The organism is Paractinoplanes ovalisporus (genome assembly GCF_016834655.1).
GTDB lineage: Bacteria > Actinomycetota > Actinomycetes > Mycobacteriales > Micromonosporaceae > Actinoplanes > Actinoplanes ovalisporus.
On record NZ_JAENHP010000012.1, the window covers coordinates 1 to 20,127 of the forward strand.

At 71.0% G+C, this 20,127-nt stretch carries 14 protein-coding genes; 4 read left to right on the top strand and 10 right to left on the bottom strand.

What is annotated here, in order from left to right; translation table 11 throughout:
• Positions 1–170: 170 nt before the first annotated feature.
• Genes JIG36_RS29895 through JIG36_RS29910 form a run of 4 tightly spaced genes read right to left on the bottom strand, consistent with a single transcriptional unit; the run spans position 171 to position 5,495 of the window.
• Complete coding sequence (locus JIG36_RS29895; RefSeq protein WP_203379725.1) at positions 171–1,544, bottom strand: ABC transporter substrate-binding protein; 1,374 nt, start codon at positions 1,542–1,544, stop codon at positions 171–173.
• Positions 1,541–2,482 (bottom strand): carbohydrate ABC transporter permease, encoded by a 942-nt coding sequence (locus JIG36_RS29900; protein WP_236048480.1) that lies wholly within the window; start codon positions 2,480–2,482, stop codon positions 1,541–1,543. The genes JIG36_RS29895 and JIG36_RS29900 overlap by 4 nt, the downstream gene beginning before the upstream one ends.
• A gap of 9 nt (positions 2,483–2,491) precedes the next feature.
• Complete coding sequence (locus tag JIG36_RS29905) at positions 2,492–3,373, bottom strand: carbohydrate ABC transporter permease (RefSeq protein WP_203379726.1); 882 nt, start codon at positions 3,371–3,373, stop codon at positions 2,492–2,494.
• Positions 3,354–5,495, bottom strand: a complete 2,142-nt coding sequence (locus tag JIG36_RS29910) for an alpha-galactosidase (protein ID WP_307872960.1) — start codon at positions 5,493–5,495, stop codon at positions 3,354–3,356. The genes JIG36_RS29905 and JIG36_RS29910 overlap by 20 nt, the downstream gene beginning before the upstream one ends.
• A gap of 260 nt (positions 5,496–5,755) precedes the next feature.
• Here JIG36_RS29910 and JIG36_RS29915 point away from each other — a divergent pair, with 260 nt between their 5' ends.
• Together JIG36_RS29915 and JIG36_RS29920 are read left to right on the top strand one after the other, a co-directional pair.
• On the top strand, positions 5,756–6,610 hold the full coding sequence (locus tag JIG36_RS29915; protein ID WP_203379727.1) for a P1 family peptidase: 855 nt from the start codon (positions 5,756–5,758) through the stop codon (positions 6,608–6,610).
• A 517-nt stretch (positions 6,611–7,127) separates the two neighbouring features.
• On the top strand, positions 7,128–8,030 hold the full coding sequence (locus tag JIG36_RS29920) for a Mom family adenine methylcarbamoylation protein (RefSeq protein WP_203379728.1): 903 nt from the start codon (positions 7,128–7,130) through the stop codon (positions 8,028–8,030).
• Here the strand turns inward: JIG36_RS29920 and JIG36_RS29925 are convergent.
• The 3 genes from JIG36_RS29925 to JIG36_RS29935 form a co-directional block, all read right to left on the bottom strand.
• Positions 7,993–9,603, bottom strand: a complete 1,611-nt coding sequence (locus JIG36_RS29925; protein WP_203379729.1) for a PfkB family carbohydrate kinase — start codon at positions 9,601–9,603, stop codon at positions 7,993–7,995. The two genes, JIG36_RS29920 and JIG36_RS29925, sit on opposite strands and share 38 nt — an antisense overlap.
• Before the next feature lie 104 nt (positions 9,604–9,707).
• Positions 9,708–12,728, bottom strand: a complete 3,021-nt coding sequence (locus tag JIG36_RS29930; RefSeq protein WP_203379730.1) for an FtsX-like permease family protein — start codon at positions 12,726–12,728, stop codon at positions 9,708–9,710.
• Between the two features lie 43 nt (positions 12,729–12,771).
• Complete coding sequence (locus JIG36_RS29935; protein ID WP_203379731.1) at positions 12,772–15,714, bottom strand: FtsX-like permease family protein; 2,943 nt, start codon at positions 15,712–15,714, stop codon at positions 12,772–12,774.
• An 86-nt stretch (positions 15,715–15,800) separates the two neighbouring features.
• Here JIG36_RS29935 and JIG36_RS29940 point away from each other — a divergent pair, with 86 nt between their 5' ends.
• Both JIG36_RS29940 and JIG36_RS29945 read left to right on the top strand, forming a co-directional pair.
• Positions 15,801–16,670 (top strand): LLM class F420-dependent oxidoreductase, encoded by an 870-nt coding sequence (locus JIG36_RS29940; RefSeq protein ID WP_203379732.1) that lies wholly within the window; start codon positions 15,801–15,803, stop codon positions 16,668–16,670.
• Positions 16,671–16,855: 185 nt separating this feature from the next.
• On the top strand, positions 16,856–17,233 hold the full coding sequence (locus JIG36_RS29945; protein ID WP_203379733.1) for a VOC family protein: 378 nt from the start codon (positions 16,856–16,858) through the stop codon (positions 17,231–17,233).
• On the opposite strand, the gene JIG36_RS29950 is transcribed toward JIG36_RS29945, so the two are convergent.
• From JIG36_RS29950 to JIG36_RS29960, 3 genes are all read right to left on the bottom strand, one after another.
• Entirely contained in the window at positions 17,228–18,181 is a 954-nt protein-coding gene (locus JIG36_RS29950) for an AraC family transcriptional regulator (RefSeq protein ID WP_307872961.1), read from the bottom strand. The two genes, JIG36_RS29945 and JIG36_RS29950, sit on opposite strands and share 6 nt — an antisense overlap.
• Before the next feature lie 121 nt (positions 18,182–18,302).
• On the bottom strand, positions 18,303–19,565 hold the full coding sequence (locus JIG36_RS29955) for an NAD(P)/FAD-dependent oxidoreductase (protein WP_203379735.1): 1,263 nt from the start codon (positions 19,563–19,565) through the stop codon (positions 18,303–18,305).
• Positions 19,562–20,020, bottom strand: coding sequence for an Lrp/AsnC family transcriptional regulator (locus tag JIG36_RS29960; protein ID WP_203379736.1), 459 nt, complete (start codon positions 20,018–20,020; stop codon positions 19,562–19,564). Before JIG36_RS29960 ends, JIG36_RS29955 begins: the two co-directional genes overlap by 4 nt.
• Positions 20,021–20,127: the final 107 nt, after the last annotated feature.

The window sequence follows — 20,127 nt, forward strand, 5'->3', positions numbered from 1 at the left end:
ACATGCTGACGATCTGCGCGAAGCATGGCAACCCGCGGGGCTGCGGAACGATCGCCGACGCCGCGTACAAGGCCGTCTACTACAACGCCACCAACGGCAAGCACTGGTGGCGGTAGGCATCCCGGTCGCCGGGAGCGATGCCCGACGGCAGGGGCATCGCTCCCGGTCTTCTACTGGGCGACCTTGAAGAGGTTGTTCAGCTGGTCGTTCACGGTGGTCAGCGACGACACGGGTGCGTCACCGATGTAGACGGCGTCCATCCGGGGCTGCAGCAGCGCCGTGATGTCGGCCGCGTTCGACGTCACCGGGAACAGGAACGTGGTCTTGTCCTTGACCTGGTCGGTGAACGGGGTGACGTCGAGCTTGCGTTCGTCGCGGTTGAACGCGATCGCCTTGTCGGTGCCGGCGGGTCGGGCCGGGAACACCACGCCGGACTCGCCGATGATGTTCTGGCACTCCTCGCCGCTCATGAACTTCACCCACTTGGCCGCGTTCTCGGGTTGTTTCGAGAGCTTCGTGACCGAGTCGGCCAGGCCGTTGAACATCGACGCCCGTTTGCCGGTGGGGCCGATCGGGGTCGGGGCGATGCCGATCGCGAGCTTCTGGCCCGACGTGTCGGTCAGGCCGGTGAAGGTCGAGATCTTCCAGGAGCCGTCGAAGGCCATCGCCGCCAGGCCGGACTGGATCTGCTTGTCGGGGCCGACCGGGTTGTTGCCGCCGATCTCGGCGAAGCTCGGCATGTAACCCTTGCGTTCCAGGCCGAAGTACCAGGACAGGGTGTCCTGGAAGGCCGGCTGGTCGAGGTTGAACCGGGTGCCCCACGGGTTCTTGTCGGTGACCTGCCATCCGGCGCTGCCGGCGAAGTTCGACCATTGGGTCTGGCCCCAGCCGCCCCCGCCCGAACCGTCGGACCCGATCCCGTACTGGGAAATGTTGTTCTTGTCGAAACCGGGCTCGTCGCCGCGGACGCCGTTGACGTCGACGGTCAGGTGGGCCACGGTCTTCTCGAAGGTGCCGCCGTCGGTCGGGTTCCAGGTCAGGTCCTTCAACGTGGCCGGATCAACACCGGCGCTCCGCAGGGCGGCCGGGTTGTAGAACATGGCGATCGTGTCCCAGTCCTTCGGCGACCCGTACCGCTTGCCGTCCTGGCCCTTCCACAGTTCGGCCAGCCCCTCCTGGTAGTCCCCGTCGTTGATGTCGCCGGTCGGCCCGAGCTGGTCGAGCGGCCGCAGCACGCCGAGGTCGACGAACTGCGCGAACTTGGCCAGGTGGTCGGTGAACACGTCGGGCGCGGTGTCGGCGATGAACCCGGCGGTGAGCTTCGACCAGTAGACGTCCCAGCCGTACTGGGAGATGTGCACCGACAGCCCGGGGTTCTGCTGCGCGAAGGCGTCGGCGCATTTCTGGTAACCGGGCTGCTGGGCCGAGTCCCACAGCCAGTACTCGATGGTGCCGCCGCCCGACTCGGTGGCGGCGTCGGCCCCGCTCCAGCCGCATCCGGCGACGAGCAGCGCGGAAAGGAAGGCTCCGAGACGCGATTTCATTTGATCCCACTAAAGCCGATGGAGTTGACGATCCGTTTCGCGAAGAAGAGGAACAGGACGAGCATCGGCAGGGCCGCCACGAGCGTGGCCGCCATCAGGCCCGACCAGTCCGGACCGGTCTGCGGCGTCTGCGACTTGAAGACGCCGAGCGCCACCGTCAGCACGCGGGAACGGTCGGTGTAGCTGACCATCAACGGCCAGAAGTAGTCGTTCCACGACGTGATGTAGGTGAGGATGCCGAGCGTCGCCAGCGGCGCGGCCGACATGGGCATGATCAGCTGGAAGAACACCCGTACCTTGGACGCGCCCTCGACCAGGGCCGCCTCCTCGACCTCGCGGGAGATGCCGAGGAAGAACTGCCGCAGGAAGAAGACCGCGAACGGGGTCATCAGCATCGTCGGCAGCGAGATGCCGAGCAGCGTGTCGATCAGGCCCAGCTGCTTGATCAGCACGAAGTTGGGCAGCAGCGTGAAGATGGCCGGGATCATCAGGCCGGCCAGGAAGAACGCGAAGACCTTCTCGCGGTGCCGCCACTGCAGACGGGCGAACGCGTACGCGGCCATCGCGCTGAAGAAGACCTGTCCGGCGGTGACCAGGGTGGAGACGATCACCGAGTTGGCCAGGTAGTGCCAGAAGTTGATCGGCTGGCCGGCGCCGCCCGCGTCGATCGCCTCCTGACCGGTCTGCAGGCCGAAGACGCGTTCGAACCCGCCCCACGAAGCGTCGACCGGAAGCAGGCTGTCGGAGCCCGCGTACAGGGCGTTGTTGCTGCTCAGGGCGGTGCGCAGCATCCAGTAGAAGGGGAAGATCGACGCCAGGATCACCAGGATCATGAAGAACCAGGCCAGCGCGCGCCCGAAGTTGAAGCCCGGCTTGGGGGGTTTCTCGGCGACGACGACGGCCGGAACGGCCACCGGCTGTGTGGTGGTGGTAGCCATCGGACCCTCCTAGGCCAGGTCGGACTGCTCGGCGCGGGTCAGGCGGTACTGCAAAAACGTGATCACGATGAGGACCACCAGGAGCGCGACCGACATGGCCGAGGCGTAGCCGAACTGGAAGCGGCCGAACGCCATGTCGTAGATGTAGTACTGCAGGACCCGCGAGGAGTCGACCGGACCGCCGCGGGTGGTGACGGCGACGGTGTCGAACACCTGGAACGACCCGACCACGGTGATGATCAGGACGAGCGCCAGGATCGGGCGGAGCAGCGGCAAGGTGATGCGCCGGAACATGGTCAGCTCGGACGCCCCGTCGGTGCGCCCCGCCTCGTACAGGGTCTCGGGAATGGTCTGGAGCCCCGCGAAGATCAGCAGGGCCGTGTAGCCGACGTGCCGCCAGACGTTGATCAGCGCGACCGTCGGGATGACCCAGGCGCCGTCGGCCAGGAAAGCGACCCGGTCGAGGCCGATCAGCTCGATCACCCGGTTCCCGATGCCGAGCTGATAGTCCAGGATCCACAGGAAGATCAGGGCGGCGACCACATTCGACACGAGGTACGGCGTGAGCACGATCCCGCGCAGCCAGGTGCGCCGGGTGAGCCGTTGCATCATCACCGCGATGCCGAGCGCCAGCACCGTCTGCACGACGATGTTGATGACGACGTAGTAGATGGTGACCTTGAGCGCGTTCCAGAACACCGGGTCCTGGACCATCCGTACGTAATTGTCGAGGCCGTTGAACTCGGGTGGTGTGAGCAGGTTGAACTTGGTGAAGCTGAGGTAGATGCCGCGCAGCGTCGGCCAGACCATGAAGATCAGGAAGCCGACCAACGCGGGTGCGATGAACATGAGGGCCAGTCGGGTGTCGTCCTTACGCTTGATTGCCTCCATCGGGTCCCCTCAGGGCGTCGGCGCTGTAGAGCACGACTTGGTCGGGACGAACCCGGGGTGCGGCGACGCCCGCGTGCTCGATCGCGGCGCCGCTGAGAACGACGTCGCCGTCCCACCACGGGGGCGGGTGCGACGCCGGGTGCAACGGCCGCAGGCGGTACGGCCGTCGCGGGTCCAGACCGCGGAACCGCAGCCGGGCCGGTGGATCCGGGTACGGGCTGGCCATCGTCACCATCGCGATCAGCGCGGCCGACCGGTCGGGTGACACCACGCCGTGCACCAGCACGTCGTCGCCGTACCCGTCCATCCGTACGAGATCGCCCCCGAGCAGCAGCCCCCGGTGCTCCTTGAAGAAGGCGATCCACTCACCGAGCTCCCCCAGCTGCTCGTCGCCGGCGGCGGTGAGGTCCCACTCGATGCCGAGGTGGCCGAAGACCGCCGTGCCGGCCCGGAACGCCAGGTCGTGCCGCCGGCCGGTGACGTGGTTGCGGTCCGAGGCGATGTGCGAGCCGAGGAACTCCGGCGGCACCAGCTGGGCGCTCCAGCGCAGCATGTGCTGCCGGTCGTGCGGGTCGATGTTGTCGCTGACCCAGACCCGGTCACTGCGGGCCAGCACCTCGAGGTCGACCCGGCCGCCGCCGGACGAGCACGACTCGATCTCGAGGGCGGGATGCGCGGCCCGGAGCTCGTCGAGCAGCCGATAGAACGCCAGCGTCTGGTCGTGCACGCCCGGCTCGCCGGTGGGCTGGGTGCCCGCCTCGATCAGGTCACGGTTGTGGTCCCACTTGATGTAGTCGATCGCGTATTCGTCGAGGATCGCCAGAATCTGCGTCTTGACGTGCTCGTACGCGCCCGGCAGCCCGAGGTTGAGCACCTGCTGCCGGCGCGACTCGACCGGCCACTCGTCCCGCGCTGACATGATCCATTCGGGGTGTTCGCGGGCCAGGTCGGAGTCGGGGTTGACCATCTCGGGCTCGAACCACAGCCCGAACTGCAGGCCCAGCCGCTTCACCCCGTTGATCAGCGGGTGCAGCCCGTCCGGCCAGACGTCGGGCGACACCACCCAGTCACCCAGTCCCGAGGTGTCGTCGCGGCGCGAGCCGAACCAGCCGTCGTCCAGCACGTAGCGTTCGGCGCCGGCCGCCGCGGCCAGCTCGGCGAGTTCGAGCAGTTTGTCGAGGCGGTGGTCGAAATAGACGGCCTCCCACACGTTGAGCGACACCGGGCGCTCGCTGTCCACCGGCCTCCCGCGCGAACGCAGATGCCGATGGAAGCGCCGGGCCACCTCGTCCAGCCCGTCGCCGTGCGAGCCATAAACCCAGGGCGTCCGGTACGCCTCCCCGCGCGCGAGCCGCACCTCCCCCGCCAGCAGCAACTCCCCGCCGCCGAGGCGCTGCTCCCCCGACCAGACCCGCTCGGCGTAATGCGTGTGGTTGCCGCTCCACGCCGTGTGCACCGCCCACACACGCCCGCGCGCGAACCCGAATCCCGGCTCGCCGGCGTGCAGCACATAGGCGCTGTCGGCCCCCGTGCGCCCGCGCCGATTCTCCCGCGTGTGCAGCCCCACGTGGAGCGGCGCCCGCTGCGGCACCCGTTCGAGGTTGTGCCGCCCGGCGAAGTCGAGCAGTTCGGTGGCCTCGGCCGGCAGCGGGAAGGACAAGACGAGATCTTCCAGCCCGTACGTCTCCTCGCGCTGGTTGGTGAGCGTGGCGCGCGCCCGCAGGAGGCCGCTGGGCAGCAGCTCGATCTCGATCAGCAGCGCGAGCCGCCCGGCGTCGTCGGCCGCTTCGACCTCGAGAAGCCCGGGACCCCCATTCCCGTACGGGCGGAAGCTCGTGATCTGGAAGGAGGGTGACCACCCCGCGCCGCCGGCCGAGCCGCGCAGCCCCGGACGCCCCGTCCAGCCGCCTTTGTGCTCCGGGATGATCGCCACCGGTGGAGGCTCGTCCTGGGCGTTGCTGCCGGTGACCCCCACGGCCGCCCGGAGCAGCGCGCTGACCTGCTCGTCGTCGAGGCCGGGCAGCTCGGGGCCCCAGTAGGCGACGACCGGCAGCCCCGGCCCGCGGCCGTCGACCACCACGGTGACCCCGGCGGCCGACATGACGGCAACGGTTTCACTCACACCGATCCCCCAGTTCCGGGGCGCTAAATCGATAAACCGAGATTGCTTGGCCGTTTCCGGCGTGTCAACCCTGCTTCCCTCATCCACCGGCATCGACAAATTCCGCTCCCGGCAGCTTCTCCGGGACCGGTTGGAAGCGGCTTCTCCCGGCCCGAGTGGAAGCGGCTTCTCCGGGCCCGAGTGGACGTGGCCTCTTTGGGCCTGGGTGGACCCGGCTTAACTGGGCCCGGTTTCTCCAGGCCCGGGTGGATCATTGGGGTATGCAGCTTCTCTCGGCACACGCCGGCCACTGGACCGGCGACGGCACCGGCGTGACCGTGATCCTCCCGCCGCCCGGAACGGTGGCTTCGGGCGAGGTGAGAGGAGGCGCACCGGCCACACGCGAGTTCGAACTGCTCGACCCCGTACGCCTGGTCGACCGCGTGGACGCCGTGGTCCTGTCCGGCGGTTCCGCGTTCGGCCTGGCCGCCGGCGACGGCGTCATGCAGCTGCTCCGCGAACGCGGCCTGGGCTTCCCCACCGCCGCCGGCCCGGTCCCGATCGTCGTAGGCATGTCCCTGTTCGACGCGTCGGTGGCCGCGACCGACCGCCCCGACTTCACCACCGGCGGCCGGTCGGCAGCCGAGGCCGCCCTGTCCGGCGCCCCGTTCCAGACCGGCCGCGTCGGCGCCGGCACGGGCGCCACCACCGGCAAGTGGCGCAACCGCCTCGACCCCGGCGGCATCGGCCTGGCCCAGGGCCGCCTCGGCGAGGCCTCGATCGTGGCGCTGGCCGCGGTCAACGGCTGGGGCGACGTCATCGGCCCCGACGGCCGCCCGCTGATCGCCCCCGACCAGGGCCCGGCGACACCGGCACCGCCACCGTTCCCCCGCACCAACACCACGATCGCCGTGCTGCTGACCGACGCCAAACTGGACAAGAGGGCCTGCTACTTGCTGGCCCAGAGCGGACACACGGGTTTCGCCCGAGCCTTGCACCCCGCCCATTCCAGCTACGACGGCGACGCGGTGGTGGCCCTGGCCACGGGCGAGCTGGACGCCGAGGTAAGCCTCGAACACCTGCGAGCCGCCGCAGCCGAGCTGATGGCCACGGCCATCCGCTCCGCCATCGGTTGATGCACGCCTCGTCGTGGGGCGCCGGACCATTGGTGCGGATCCGGCGCCGAGGTCACCCGTTTGCGGGGCGACCGAGTCACCCGCTAGCTGGGGACCAGGTGAGAAAGGCTGAAAAGCCCGTAGAAGAAGACCGCAATGACAACGGAGAGCAAGAAGAGCAATACTTTCCGCCAGGCCGCCACGAGCACCATGGCACCTATACTCATGATGACAATAACGAGAACATCGCCGGGAGACATTGATCCTCCTTCTGGGGGTTGCCTAGCCGCGAAACCCGGTCTAAAGTTCGGCCGGGACGTGGGCCCGAGAGGCTTTTGGCCTCGGAGCCAGTCCTTCTAGATTTGATTTAACGCGATGGCAATAGGGCGTCAACAAAGGCTTTTGGCATCCATCTGCGACACCATCGCGACGGTTGCCCGGAAAATGCTCGCCATAGTTCCGCCAGTTGTCGAGCTTGAATGAAGTGTTCCATGGCAATTGGCTGCCAACTGGCAGCCGGCCGGTTCGAGGAAATGGGATGACCGTCGACGACGAGGCCGACATCAGCCTGCCGGACTGCGTGACGTCGGGCGACAAGCGGATGTCCCAGATGATCGACGAGGCGGCCACCAGCCGGGTCGTGAATACGCGGGCGCTGCACGTCCGGGTGCTGCTGCAGTTGCCCCGCATCGCCGAGTCCGACGGAAGAATGCCGGCCCGGTCGGTCCGCGCCGAGGTGAACTGGGTGGCCGGGCAGTTGGCCGACGACGTCGAGAAGACGACCGGGCGCGTGTCCGAAGGGCTACGCCGCCTGCACAGGCTCAGCTTCGCGCCGGTGCCCGCCGCTCAGGCCGCACCGATCATCACGCACCGGCACTACCTGCAGAGCGCCCGCGAGGGATCACAGTACTTCGCGCTGCTGGACCCGCGCGGGCTGCCGGTGAGCATCTGCAGCGTCTCACCCCTCCAGTGGCGCCGCGTGGCGGCCCGGATAGAGGCGAATTTCGGGATTCCCCGGGAGCGGGTCTGGGACGTCTCGCGCGTCTTCTCCTGCGACGACGCCCCGTACGGCGCCATCTCCCACCTGCTGGCGCGCGTGCGTTCCTGGATGAGGCAGAACTCGTTCGGCGTCGATCTGCTCACGACGGCCGTCGACCGCAACCTGGGCTTCAGCGGTGGCAGCTACCGGGCGGCGAACTGGCAGCACTGGTTCACCGTGCAACCCCGGCCCTACCTCTACCACAATCGGTTCTATGTCAGCCCGCGGCAGCTGCGGCGGCGGTTCGGCAGCGCGACGATCGCGGATCTGCAGAAGGCACATCCCGATCAGACGTTCGAGGTGAGCCGGATCAGATTGCGGGAGTCGCTCATCTTCTGCTGGCGGCTGCGCGGCGAGACGGAGTTCATTCCGGAGAGCGAACGGCCGAGGATACGTCGCTGACGAGCGGGACGCTTTCCGGCGGAACCGAACGCGGGGCGACCTGGAAACGGGAGCGGGTCAGCAGCTGGTCGACGCGCCGCCGGTCCGGCATGGGATTGGGCAACGGATAGTCGGCGGCGGCCGCGGCCATGGCGGCCGTCGCCCACAACGCGACGCCCTCGGAGAACTCCTTGAGGTTGTCGATGAGTTTGGCGGCGAGCGCGGCACAGAACGCGTCCCTCGAGGCCGAGGTCTCCTTGTAGGCCGACGGAAAAGTCGGCACCGCGAACGTTCCCAGCTCGGTCGCGGAATAGATGGTGCAACCGCCCGCGAGGGGCACACAAAGCGTTTCCACCCCGTACGCGAGCAGTTGCCGGGCCACGACGTCCACATCGAGCGGTCCGTCGCTCGACGGGCCGTAACGGCCGAGTTCCCAGGGATGCGCGACCAGATAGTCGACCTCGGCCAGCGCCTGCCCCGAGACGCCGGCGTTCGAATAGGGCTGTCCCGGAGTGACGATGACCGTGACATGGCGGTAGCCGGGCTCCCGCAGCCGGGCCGTCGCTCGTTCCAGGCTGTCGCGCGGGATCTCGAAGGTGATCAGGACCGCGTCGGCCTCGGCGATCTGCGGCAGGCAGCGGTCGATGTCGCGGGCGTCGATGCGCAGCTCACGCTCGTTGCGCCAGTTCACCGCGATGCTGTCGCCCAGCTCGAACTCGATGATCCCGGTGAAGGCGGTCTGGGCGTCGGGCACCTGCTTGATCATCGAGGTGTCGACGTTCTCGCGGCGCAGGTAGTCGACGATCTCGTCGCCGAAACGGTCGTCCGCCACCGCGGCCAGCAGGGACACGTCGAGGCCGAGCCGGGCGGCCGCGACGGCCTGGTTCAGCCCCTTCCCGCCGGGCGACAGCTGGAAGGCGTACGCCTCGTTGGAGGTTTCCCGGGCCGGGATCGATTTGGTCTTGAAGGTCGCATCCATCACGGCCGCGCCGATGACCACGACCCGGCCTTGGCGGTGCCCGTTGAGTGTCGCCCCGGTCAGCTCGCCGGGCCGCAGCCGGGCCGGGGCGTTGCTGGCCCCGACCGAGTGGGTCTCGCGCAGGACGAGCTGCCGGGAGAGCTCTCGCAGCAGCAGACCCTCCAGGCTGCCCCGCAACGCCCGGTCGCTCGGCCTCTCGATCGGCTCGGCGTCGAGCGCCTCGTGCAGGCCCGACCAGTTCGCCAGCAGGGACCGCCGGCGACGGCTGAGGAGATCGGAATACACGCCGTCGACGTCGCGGGCGCCCATCCCGCGCCGCAAATAGCGATCTCGGAAAAGGCCCAGGCCAAGAACCGCGTCGGCCACGATCCGGTCGGTGCCGTTGAGCCCGTCCTGAACGCATTCGCCCACCACGGCGACGGCAGCGTGCGCCAGGTCAAGGTCGAAAATGGCCGAATGGCGGCGCACCGCGGACAGGCTCAGCAATGGTTCGGCCACGACTCGTGCCTCGGCCTGCAATCGCGCCGGGCGGAGCCCTTCGCGGGTGCGTAACTTCTCCAGAGCGTGGCAGAGAACAAGCTCGTCCGCCGATTCGAACCGGGCACGATCAATCATCGGAATCTCCGCAGGCCTGGCTGGTCGCGAAAACTCAGTATGCAATGCCACCCGGACGGCTGAACAGTTGGCGAATGTGATCCATGAACCCGCGCGGGAATGCGCTAGCGGATGCGGCGGAGGGTGCGGCGGCCGGCCAGGACGGCCACGCCCGCGAGCATCAGCAGCGTGGCGAGGGCGGTCGCCCCGATGGTCACGGGCCGGGGCCAACCGGCCAACGGGATGGCCGGCGGGGTAAGCCCGGCCAGAGGCAGCGCCCACCCCGTCAACCACCATCCCAGCAGGGCAACCCCCAGACCCGCCACCACCGCGACCGCGATCAGCACGGGATAGGTCCACAGGGTGGCCTGCCGCAACGCCGCGCGGCTCAAGCCCTGGCCTCGCAGAGCGGACAGGTCTTCGACCCGGCGGTCGCGGTCGACCGATGCGGCCAGGATCAGCGCGCCGGCCGCCAGGGCTGCGGCCAGGACGGCCACTATGACGTAGAACCACAGGGCGATCGCCGGGCCCTGGGTGTCGAGGCGGGCCCGGACCTGGGACGCGCGGACGTCCGCGGTGACCGTGACGCCGTGGGCGGCCAACTGGTCGACGATGTCAGCGGGAGCCGACGAGTTCAGCCAGACCAGCGCGTTGCTGCTGGCGGCGCCGTCGGTGGCCAGGGCGTCGGCGTACGTGAGGTCGGTCAGCACCGCGGGTGCGCCCGCTCCGGGGACGGCCGGCAACGCTGCCGCCACGCTGACCCGGACCGGGCGCGAGTCCAGGCCCTCGATGGTGGGCAGGGCGCCGATTCCGGCGGTGGCGACCGGGAGCGGGTCGGGGGCGGCCGCCGGCTGCACGAACATCCCCGAGGGCAGACCGTTCAGGGAGGTCACGTCGATCCGCAGGCCGTCGGCGGACCGGCCGATCTCGCCGCCCTCGGAGGCCCGCCAGCGGGACGGGTCGGTCAGGACGTCGCCGGGCACGCCGTTGCCGGGGGCGCCGCCGGTCAGCTTGTGGACCGTGATGTGGCCGGACACGTCCAGGGTTCCGGTGCCGCCGACGATGCGCACCGAGTTCAGGGTGCAGCCCTTCGCGCAGGCGGGGACGGTCTGCCCGTACGTCTGCCGGCCGTCGCGCAGCACGCCCAGTTCGACGATCTCGTCGTTGCCGCCGTCGCGCGGGGACAGCACCACCGACACCGCGACCGCCTTGCCGGGCCGGAACCCGTCGGCCGTGATGTCGAACGCCACCTTCGCGCCGTCCACGTCGACCGGTGGCGCCGCGGCGGGGTGCAGCGCGCGGGTGATCGACTCGACGGCGGGGGCGCCGGAGGGCCACGCCGCCACGGTGGCCAGGCGGGTCGTGTCGACCGCGACCACGGTGGGCGCGGCCGGGTCTTTGGGCAGCCGCATCGCGGCCATCGCGAACTTACCTTCCGGGTCGACCGCCCGCACCGCGGCCAGCAGGTTCGGGCGGCCGGTGGGGCCGAGCTCGATCACGCGCTGGGCGCCGGTGCCGAGCACCGATTCGTCGACCCGGCCGCGCGCCGCCACATCCACCGCCGAGGCCGCGTACCCGATCACCGCGACCGCGGCCGTGAGCAGCGCGAACAGCCGCACCGCGCCGGGCCGCCGGGAGAGCTGGAACCCGGCCAGCGCCACCCCGATCCGGCTGCGCCGCAGGGCCCGCCGGCCGAGCAGGGTGGCCAGGGGTATCAGCAGCCGGGCCGCGACCAGCGAGCCGGCCACCAGCACCAGCGCGGCGGCGGCCGTGCCGACCCCGCGCAGGTCGTCGGTGAGCTGCACGACCGCGACCCCGGCCAGGATCACCACGACGGCCTCGACCGCGATGGCCCGCGCGCTGGTGGGCACGGACGGCGCGCGGCGCAGCAGTTCGGCCACCGGCGTGGCGATCTGGCGTCGCTCGGCGAGCAGCGCGGTCAGCACGGCCGCGCCCGCGGCGACCGGCGCCCAGCGCAGCGAGTCGAGGCCGGGGTCGGCGCCGACGCCCGGGAAACGGTAGGCGCTGAACGCGTTGACCAGCAGCTGGCCGGCCAGACAGCCGAGGACGGCGCCGATCAGGATCGCGACCAGGTTCTCGCCGGTCGCCAGCCACCAGCGCTGACCCCAGCGGGCGCCGCGCAGCGCCACCACGGCGAGTTCGGGCCGCCGCCCCTCGGTGCCGTAGCCGACCGCCAGGAAGATGGTCAGGCAGGCCAGCAGCACCAGGGCGACCGCGAGCACCGGCACGATCCGGTGACCGGCGTCGCGCCCCGAGTCGATGCGGTCGAGCAGGGCGGGTAGTTCGCTGCGCATCTCGACCCCACCGCCGAGCGAGGTCGCACCGGCCTGCATCGCGACGAGCCCATCCCGTACGGCGGGAAGGTTGTCGACGTCGAGGGCCCCCGCCCGGGGATAGGCGTCGAGCCCGGCCTCGACCGCGCCCCGGTCCATGGCGTGCAGCGTGGCGCTCCCGACGAACGCGGGCTCGTTGGCGCCCGGCGGCAGGCCCGACGAGGGAGCGAAGTAGGCGTGAGTTCCCCAATAGACGTTCCGCGGGTCGGGCACCCGGTAGAAGCCGGCGACGAGGAACTGCTTGTGCACGCCGACCGGCGCGTAGAAGGGCGGCTCCCCTCGCGGCACGACGCGGACGGCGGCCCGCAACTGGATCGAGTCGCCGGGCGCCAGTTCCAGTCGCCGGCCGGTCGCCTCGGGCAGGATGATGTCGGCCTCACCGATCAGGCAGCGGCCGGCCGTCATCACCAGGTGCTCGCAGGCGTCCTGGCGATAGACGAACCGGGTCGCGTACGAGATGGAGGGCTCGACGCCGATGGTCGGGTATTCCACCGAGTAGACGTAGTCGAAGCCCGGCATCCCCAGCAGCACCGAGCCGTTGCGCTCGAGGTCGGGTCCCACGAGATCGGCGCCCGGTTTCACCGTACGAGGGTCGGACTGGTACGCGCGTACGGCAATCGCCAGATCTTCCGCCGCCGCCGTCTCGACCTGGCCCGAGGCGGTCGCCCGGTCGGCGGCGCGCAGATAGGCCGGCGCCGCGACGGCCGCGGCCACGCCGAACATGGCGAGCAGCGCCACCACGAGGGCCTGACCACGCCGCGCCCAGACCATGGAGAAAACGAGAGCGATCACGACAGCTCCCTCCGCCGGCCGGCCGAAGGGCGAAGAAGGGCGATCATGAAAGCTCCCCGCGCAGCCGCCGCACGGACAGCCAGGCCGTCGCGCCCAGCACCACCAGGCCCACGCCGGCCGCCACGGCGAGGGCGACCGGCCCGAGCGCGCCCGGCGGCGGGATCACGCGCCAGCCGTCCGGGAACGGCGGGGCGGTGACGGCCGCGACCGGGCGGGCCACCAGCGCCGCCGCCAGCCCGCCGAGCAGACCGGCCAGCGCCACCGAACCCGCCCCGGCATAGGCGGTGGCCAGCGCCGACCGGCGGGACAGGCCCTGCCACCGCAGCGCCCGCAGGTGGTCGAGCTGGGCCTCGCGGTCGACGGCGGCGGACAGCCCGAGCAGCCCGGCCGCGATCAGCGCGCCCACGGCCACGGCGAACAGCCCGAACGGCGCGGTGACGACCGAGGCGTCGGCGGCCAGGTCTTCGGCCCGGGCGGCGGCGGTGCGGTCGGAAAGGACGGGCAGGCCGATCGCCTCGACCACCGAGGCGGGCGCGTCCGCCGTCAGCCACACCTGCAGAGTGCCGCCCTGGTCGCTTTCGCCGGCCACCCGCCGGGCGGCGTCGAGGTCGGTGAGCACACCCTCGTGGCCGAGCACCGGCAGCACGGTCGCGGCCGCGGCCACCCGCACCGGGGTGGCCGGGTCGCCGAAGCGGCCCACCGCCGCGTCGTCGAACACCCAGGTGCTGGGGGTGGGCCCGGCCAGCACGACCGGCTGCGGCAGCGGCGAGTCGACCACCGACACCTTGATCGACTCGGCCGGGACGGTGGTCAGGGTGAGCCCGCCGCCGGACGTGGCGATGTGCACGGCCGGGCTGCTGAAATCGCTGCGCCAGTGGGTCACGTCGGCCAGCTGGGCCGGGCCGAGCACGGCGCCCGACGGGTTCTGCTGGGTCAGCGAGCGGATGGTGACCGAGCCGTCGTCCGAGCCCTCGGGGGTGAACAGTTCCCAGGCGACCAGCCGGCAGCCGGGGGCGACGGCGCAGCGCGGCACCGCGGCCGAGGCCTCCCCCGCCCCCGGCCGCAGGCCCTTGAACTCGACGCGTACGGGCTCACCGGTGCCCTCGTGCTGCAGGGTCGCGCCGAGCAGCGTGGTCGTGGTGCGGCGGCTGGTCACGGCCACGGTCAGCCGGTCGCCGGTCACCAGCGGCAGCGCGGCCGGGGCGGGAAATCGGGTGAGGGCGTCGATCGGGCCGTACTCGGGGCGCCAGGTGGCCACGGTCGCGAGCCGGCGGCTGTCCACGGCGAGCACGGGCGGGCTGCCTCCGGCGTCGACCACGGCGGCCATCGCATAGCGGCCCTCGGGATCGGCGCGGCGCACGGCGTACAGGAGCTCGGTGCGGGTGGCCGCGGTGACCGTGAGGACCCGGGGTGCACCCAGCTCGACGTCGGCGCGCCCAGCCCGCTCGGTGCGGCCCGCGGAGAAGGTGCCGAGCGCCAGCGCCATCATCGCGACCGTGACCGCGACCAGGGCGAACACCCGATCGGTGCCGGGCTGGCGGGAGACCCGGACGGCGGTCAGCCCGAGCCGGATGCGACCGGCCCGCAGCGCCACCGCGCCGGCCCGGTCGGCGGCGCGGCGCAGCAGCCGGGCCAGCAGCAGGGCCACAGCCAGGGCGACCAGGGCGGGCGCGACCACGCCGAGCCCGCTTCCCCCTTGGCGGGCCTGATAGACCGCGCCCGCCGCCAGCGCGACCAGCGCGAGGTCGACCACGCCGGACCGCCAGTCGGCGCGGGCCGACGGCACCCGCCGCAGCAGGGCCGCGACCGGGGCCCGTTGTTGCAGCGCGTCGACCGCGAGCAGCACGAGCAGCGCTATCCCGAGGACGACGATCACCAGGCCGAGCGAGAGCAGCAGGGCCACCCACAGCTCGACGGTCACCGGCAGCCCACCCGCGAGGGGCCAGGCCAGCAGGAAACCCGCCACCCAGCCGGCCGCGCCGCCGCCGAGCAACGGGAGCAGGTGCTGGCTGAGGGCCAGGCGCAGGATCCCCCGGGCGGTGCTGCCGCGCAGCTTGAGCAGGCCGGCGTCGGCGCGGCGGTCACGGCCGGTGAAGCGGCCGGCCAGCGCGAACGCGAACCAGGCGAGCACGGCCAGCTGCCCCAGCCCGATCGCGACGCCCCGGGCCACGGCGATGCGTTCCTCGCGGACGCGGTCGACCAGTTTGCCGGTCGGGGTGGCGAGTTCCAGCTGGGCCGCCGCGAACCGCGGGGCCGCCGCATTGACCAGGCCGTTCAGGTCGTACGCGCCGTCACCGCGCAGCAGCGGCAACGGCACGTCGAGGTCCCACGCGTACGTCTGGCGGGTCAGCAGCGGATCGCGGAAGGTGTCGAGCGAGGTGAACAGCGGGTCGAGCGAGCCCTGGGCCCGGAACAGCTTGTCGCTCCAATAGGCGTTGCCCGGCTCGACGTGCACGTAGACGCCGCTCACCCGGAACGTCATGGGGATCGACGAGGTGGCCGAGCGCAGCCGGAACGTGTCACCGGCTTTCAGCTTGAGGCGGCGGGCGGTGTCGGCGCTGATCGCGGCGTCGTTCGCGGTGGCCGGGCAGGAGCCGGTGACCTTCGCGTGCTCGCAGAACCCGTCGCGGTAGGCGATCGGCAGCCCGGTGGAGGCGCCGCTGCGGCCCGGATAGTTGTACGTCGCCTCGGCCACCACGCCCAGCACCGGCGTTCCCGAGGGCACCGGCAGCATTTCCCGTACGGTCGAGGCGAACCGGTCGAGGGCCCCGCGCGGATCGTCGGTGGTATCCCCCGGCTGCCGGGCGAGAATGACACGCTCCTCGACCGGGGCCCGCAGCACCTCGGCGCCCGCCGACCGCGACGAGACGGTCAGGCCGTACCACGCGGCACAGCTCGCCCCGGTGGCCAGCAGCGCCGCCAGCAGGGCCATGAGCAGCGCCGGCCCGGAACGCCGGCGGACGGCGCCCAGAGCTATGTAGTACATCCGATCCTGCTTCCCCCGTGATGCGTGATCCACCGACACTCTGGTACCGCGAGCGCGGTTTGCCAAGCGTCGATTAGGTTGAGCCCATGAGCGTACGTTTCGGGGTGTTCGTGCCGCAGGGCTGGAAGATGGACCTGGTCGAGATCGCCGACCCGGTCGAGCAGTACGAAGCGATGACCCAGGTGGCGCGGGTCGCCGACGCCGGGCCGTGGGACGCGGTCTGGCTCTACGACCACTTCCACACCGTCCCCGAACCGACGATGAACACCGTCTTCGAGTGCTGGACGGCCACCTCGACGCTGGCCCGCGACACCAGCCGCGTGCGCATCGGCCAGATGGTCGGCTGCAACGGATACCGGCAACCTTCCCTGTACGCGAAGATCGCGTCGACGGTGGACGTCGCGTCGAACGGCCGCCTGATCGCCGGGCTGGGCGCGGGCTGGTACGAGCACGAGTGGAAGGCGTACGGCTACGAGTGGAAGGACGTGCCGCAGCGGATGGGCGAGTTCCGCGAGGCCGTCGAGATCATCCACAAGATGTGGACCGAGGACCGGCCCACGTTCGCCGGCAAGCACTACTCGATCGACGAGCCGATCAACCAGCCGCGCCGCAAGCCGCAGTTCTGGCTGGGCGGTGGCGGCGAGAAGGTGACGCTGAAGCTGGTCGCGCAGTACGCCGACGGCTGCAACGTGGGCGGCGGCGACCCCGAGGTCGTGCGGCACAAGCTGTCGGTGCTGCGCGACCACTGCGACCGGCTGGGCCGCGACTATGCGTCGATCACCAAGTCGACCACGATCGAGCTCGACCTGACCGAGTCGACCGCCGACACGATCGCCCGAGTCGAGCGGGTGGCCGAGGCCGGCGCCGACTACGTCCTCTTCTACATCCCGCGCGTGGCCTACGACCACACCCACATGCTGCGGCTGGCCGAGGAGCTGATCCCGCAGTTCCGCTGACCCCCGGAGGGGCTTCCGCGCCCGCGCGAGCAGGAACGGGTCGTCGCCCTGATCGAGCCCGAGGTCGAACGGATCGGCATAGGTTGAGGGCAGGCGCCTGGGCGCGAGCCGAGCCGGTCACCCCGCGCGAGCACCGATGAGTCCGGGCCGACCGCCTGGTCCTAGAGGGAAACGCGGGAGGTTTGATGTCCACGGTTCAAGCGATCATCAGCACGCCCAACTTCGACAAGGTGCGCGCCTTCTATGTGGGGCTGCTCGGGGCGGTCGAGACGACGCGCTATCCGGCTCAGGGGGCCGCGTTCTACGTCGGGTTCAAGGTTGGCGACTCCGATCTCGGGCTGGTCAACGAGGCCGGGGCGGCCGGGCCGTCGTCGCGGTTCGCGCTCAGCGTCGCCGTCGATGACGTTGACGCTCTGTTGTCCCGGGTCGAGGCTAACGGCGGGCGGGTTCAGGGGCCGCCCAACGACATGCCGTGGGGCCAGCGCGTGGCCCATGTCTACGACCCCGACGGCAACATGGTCAACCTGACCCAGACCCTGCCCGAGCCCGAAGCGGAATCATAGGCGCAGGGTTTCCCGCGGCGAGCGGCCGTACGCCGTACGGTAGTCGGCCGCGAACTGGCTCAGGCTGAGATAACCCCACCGGTGGGCGATGGCGGCCACCGTGTCGCCCTCGGTGGGGTCGGCGGCCAGCAGGTCCTGGTGGGCCCGGTCGAGGCGGGCCCGGCGCAGGTAGGCCATCGGTGTGGTGTCCAGGTGACGGCGGAACGCCGCCTGCAACGCCCGCGGGCTGACGCGGGCCGCCTCGGCGATGCTGACCGCGGTGATCGGCTCGGCCAGGTGGGCCTCCAGGAAGGCCGTGGCGCGGCGTACCGAGGCGGGCGGGAGCGGGCCGGTGGCGGGGCGGTGCGGGGCCGCCATCGCCGAGTTGGGGAAGGCGACCAGGGCCACCGAGGCGGCCAGGTCGGCGGCGGCGCTGATCGCCAGCGGGCTCTCCGTCAGCGCGCCGGCGGTGGTGAGCAGACCATGCACGTACGCCATGGTGTCGCGCCAGAAACGGCCCAGCTCGGCCGACGCGGGGGTCATCGCGTCGAACCGGAAGTCGGCCCGGGAGACGCCGGTGCGGGTGGCCGCCACGTCGGCGACCAGGCGCGGGTCGAGGGTCAGGCCGTAGAGGTCGATGTTGCTGCAGAGGTTCGTCTGGGGGCGGCCGGTCCGGTGCACCAGCACGTCACCGGGCAGGCTCAGCTGCGAGTCGGGTCCGTCGTGCGTCTCCAGGCGGCCGGCGTCCAGGGCCACGAAGATCAGGCTGTCGGACGGGCGGAACCGGACGGTGACGTCCATCGTGTACTGCGCGCGAGCGACCGCGATCGGGCCGGCGTGCACCGATTCCGTACGGAAACTGAAGGGTCGCTCCGCCGGGCGGCCCCGGAACCGGTAACCCTCGTAGATCTGGCCCAGCATCTCGTGGGCCACGCCGACGTCACAGGTGGCGAAGTCGAATCGCGTCACCGACTCTGTCCGCATTACGCACTCCTCGACGGAGAACGGAAGCGACTACCCGGAAACCGTATCCCGGATCAGCGCGCTGAGGGCAGGGTGCATCTCGAGCCGGAAGACCCGTATCCCCGGATCAGCGCGCGGGGGCAGGGTGCTTCTCGATGGCGTCCCGCAGGGTGGTGGCCCGCAGGGCGGCGTTGATGCCGAGCCAGCGGATCGGTTCGGGCTCCCAGCGGCGGGAACGGTGGTTCACCCACGGCAGGGACGTGCGTGACGTCTGTTCCCCGGCGATCAGGTCGGCCAGGGTGCGCCCGGCCAGGTTGGCCGCCGCGACGCCGTCACCCACGTAGCCGCCGGCCCAGGCGACGCCGTCGCGCAGGCCGACGCTGGGCATCCAGTCGCGCGGGATGCCCAGCGGGCCGCCCCAGCGGTAGGCGATCTCGGGCCGGATGCGGAACATGTCGGCCAGGGTCTCGCGCAGGCTGTCGAAGACCTCGGGCACCTGGTCGTACGAGGGTTCGACCTTCGACCCGAAGTGGTACGGCGCGCCGCGGCCGCCGAAGGCGAGACGGTCGTCGGCCGTACGCTGGCCATAAATGATCATGTGGCGTTCGTCGGTGAACGTCTCACGGCGGGCCAGGCCGATGCGGTCCCAGTCCGAGGCGGGCAGCGGCTCGGTCGCGATCATCAGCGAGTAGACCGGGGCGAGCGCGCGGCGGTGCCCGGCCAGCTGCGACGTGTAGCCCTCCAGCGCCCGTACGACGGTTCCGGCCGTGACCGTGCCGTGGTCGGTCACGACGGACCCGCGGGAGAGCGACAGAACGCGCGTGCCCTCGAAGACGTCGACACCGCGCGACAGGACCGCGTCGAGAAGCCCGCGAACCAGCCGCGCCGGATGCAGGGCGGCACAGTCGGGGCTGTAGACGCCACCGAGCACATCGGTCGCATTGCAGATCGCGGCTGCCTCCTCCCGGGGGATGAAGCCGGAAGCGCGCCGGGCCCGTCGCAGCTGGGCCGGGGAGCGGGCCAGCGAGATGGTGCCGCCCTTGGCGTAGTCGCAGTCGATGCCCGTCCGCCCGACCTCGTCGACCGCGTCGGCCAAGGCGGCATGCATCGCGCGGGCCTGGGAAGCCCCGAAGCGCCGCGCCAGCTTGGCCTCGCTGACCGGGAACAGCCCCGAGGCCCACCCGCCGTTGCGCCCCGACGCGCCGAACCCGCAGTACGACGCCTCCAGCACCGCGATCGACAGGTGCGGCGCGAGCCGGGAGAGGTAGTAGGCCGTCCACAATCCGGTGTAGCCACCCCCGGCGATCGCGACGTCGTACGACCGGTCGCCCGGCAGGGGCGGCCGCGGCGTCACCGGGTCGAGGGTGCTCAGCCAGAAGGACGGAATCATCGGGTTCCCCACGCGTACGTCTGTTTGGCCAGCTTGAGATACATGAACGTCTCGCACGCGATGACGCCCTTGATCGAGCGGACCTTCTCGTTGAGCAGGTCGAGCAGGTGCTCGTCGTCGGTGCAGACCAGCTCGACGAGCAGGTCGAAGCCGCCGGCGCAGATCACCACGTAGTCGACCTCGGGGATGGTGGCGATCTCGTCGGCGATGGCGCGCAGGTCGCCGTTCACCTTGAGACCGACCATCGCCTGGCGCGCGAAGCCCAGCGTGAGCGGGTCGGTCACCGCCACGATCTGCATGAGCCCGCCGTCGAGCAGCCGCTGCACACGCTGGCGCACGGCCGCCTCGGAGAGGCCGATCGTCTTCGCCAGCGTCGCGTAGGACATCCGCCCGTCGCGCTGCAGGTGCTCGATGATCTGCTTGTTGATGTCGTCGAGTGCCACGTCCGCCGTCACGCCGCGATTCTTCCCGGCAGGCAGGTGCACGGCAATCGAATCACTCGTCCGGTTTGCGGCCGTCGATGGAATCCGCACCGGCCCGCCTCCTCGATCAGTAACGGCCA

Bases quoted from the DNA above. Each gene is read 5' to 3' on its own strand.
- JIG36_RS29895 (WP_203379725.1), bottom strand. From the start codon at position 1,544: ATGAAATCGCGTCTCGGAGCCTTCCTTTCCGCGCTGCTCGTCGCCGGA.
- JIG36_RS29900 (WP_236048480.1), bottom strand. From the start codon at position 2,482: ATGGCTACCACCACCACACAGCCGGTGGCCGTTCCGGCCGTCGTCGTC.
- JIG36_RS29905 (WP_203379726.1), bottom strand. From the start codon at position 3,373: ATGGAGGCAATCAAGCGTAAGGACGACACCCGACTGGCCCTCATGTTC.
- JIG36_RS29915 (WP_203379727.1), top strand. From the start codon at position 5,756: ATGCAGCTTCTCTCGGCACACGCCGGCCACTGGACCGGCGACGGCACC.
- JIG36_RS29920 (WP_203379728.1), top strand. From the start codon at position 7,128: ATGACCGTCGACGACGAGGCCGACATCAGCCTGCCGGACTGCGTGACG.
- JIG36_RS29925 (WP_203379729.1), bottom strand. From the start codon at position 9,603: ATGATTGATCGTGCCCGGTTCGAATCGGCGGACGAGCTTGTTCTCTGC.
- JIG36_RS29935 (WP_203379731.1), bottom strand. From the start codon at position 15,714: ATGTACTACATAGCTCTGGGCGCCGTCCGCCGGCGTTCCGGGCCGGCG.
- JIG36_RS29940 (WP_203379732.1), top strand. From the start codon at position 15,801: ATGAGCGTACGTTTCGGGGTGTTCGTGCCGCAGGGCTGGAAGATGGAC.
- JIG36_RS29945 (WP_203379733.1), top strand. From the start codon at position 16,856: ATGTCCACGGTTCAAGCGATCATCAGCACGCCCAACTTCGACAAGGTG.
- JIG36_RS29955 (WP_203379735.1), bottom strand. From the start codon at position 19,565: ATGATTCCGTCCTTCTGGCTGAGCACCCTCGACCCGGTGACGCCGCGG.